Origin of the sequence: Mesorhizobium sp. M7A.F.Ca.CA.004.12.1.1, from assembly GCF_003997835.1 — a bacterium.
Taxonomy (GTDB): Bacteria; Pseudomonadota; Alphaproteobacteria; order Rhizobiales; family Rhizobiaceae; genus Mesorhizobium.
Map to the genome: position 1 here is coordinate 1 of NZ_RZRK01001115.1, position 1,507 is coordinate 1,507.

The 1,507-nt window shown below is 64.3% G+C and carries 2 protein-coding genes; one reads left to right on the top strand and one right to left on the bottom strand.

Annotated features, from left to right (window positions below; translation table 11 throughout):
* The coding region (locus EN984_RS34220) for a dihydroxy-acid dehydratase (protein WP_206517554.1) at nt 1–333 on the top strand (333 nt) is incomplete at its 5' end.
* Nucleotides 334–501: 168 nt separating this feature from the next.
* Here the strand turns inward: EN984_RS34220 and EN984_RS34225 are convergent.
* A partial coding sequence (locus EN984_RS34225) for an ABC transporter ATP-binding protein (protein WP_164765905.1) occupies nt 502–1,507 on the bottom strand: 1,006 nt, incomplete at its 5' end.

Consider the following 1,507-nt stretch of genomic DNA (forward strand, 5'->3'; position numbering starts at 1 on the left):
GGCAAGGCCTGCGCTCTGGTCACCGACGGCCGCTTCTCCGGAGGCACGTCGGGCCTGTCGATCGGCCATGCGTCGCCGGAAGCCGCCGAAGGCGGGCTGATCGGGCTGGTGCAGGAGGGCGATACGATCGAGATCGACATCCCGAACCGCAGCATCCGCCTGGCTGTCGATGAGGCGGAACTCGCTGCCCGCCGGGCGGCGATGGAGGCCAGGGGCGCCCTGGCCTGGAAGCCCGAGGAAAAGCGCAAGCGCAAGGTGACGACCGCCTTGCGCGCCTATGCCGCCATGACGACCAGCGCGGCCAAGGGCGCGGTGAGGTTTGTGCCGGAATAGAGCAGTTCTTCCTTCTCCCCTTGTGGGAGAAGGTGGCCTCGCGAAGCGAGGTCGGATGAGGGGTGTTCCAGAAAACACCAACGCCTCATTCCGCTGGAACACCCCTCATCCGTCTCGGCGCTGCGCGCCGATCCACCTTCTCCCACAAGGGGAGAAGGGAAGAGTGTGCTACGGCATCAACTGATACTCATAAAGCTTCTGGTAGAGCCCACCCTGCTTGAGCAAGGTCTTGTGCGGGCCGCTTTCCACCACCTTGCCGGCTTCGAGCACCACGATCGTGTCTGCCTGGTGCACCGTCGATAGACGGTGCGCGATGACGATCGTCGTGCGGCCTTCCGTCAATTGCTGCAGCGCGTCGCGGAACAGCGCTTCCGATTCGGCATCAAGCGCGCTGGTCGCTTCGTCCAGCAGCAGGATCTCGGCATTGCGCAGCATGGCGCGTGCGATCGAGATCCGTTGGCGTTGGCCGCCCGATAGCAGGCCGCCATTCTCACCCACATCCGTCTCGTAGCCTTTCGCCTGTGCGCTGATGAAGTCATGGGCGTTGGCCGCCTTGGCGGCGGCGATCACCTCTTCGTCGGTCGCACCCTCGCGCCCAAGCCGGATGTTGTGCATGATGGTGCCGGCAAACAGGAATGTATCCTGGCTGACATAGGCGATCTTTTCCCGCAGCGATGCGAGCGTCGCATGGGAAATATCCTGGCCGTCGAGCAGCACCCTGCCGCTCTTCGGGTCGTACATGCGCATGATCAAGTTCAGAACGGTCGACTTGCCGCCGCCGGAAGGCCCGACCAGCGCCGTCATCTTGCCGGGCGCAAGCGTCAGATCGAACCTGTCCAGCACCGGCGGCCCATTCTGATAAGCGAAGTCGACGGCGTCAAACTGGATCTCGCCCGGTCCGGCCAGAAGCGGCTTCGCGTCGGGCTTCTCGACCAGAGTCAGCGGCTGGTCGGCGAGCTCGAACATCATGCGCACGCCGACAATACCGCTTTCCAGCGATATGCGCACGCGCGCAAGGCGCTTTGCCGGCTCATAGGCAAACAGGAGCGCTCCGATGAAGGCCATGATGTTTCCCGGCATCTGGCCGCCCTGCAAGACCAGGAAGCCGCTGACGAAGATGGCCCCGGCAATAGCCAGCCCGGCCAGCGTCTCCATCACCGGGCTTGTCGCAGCC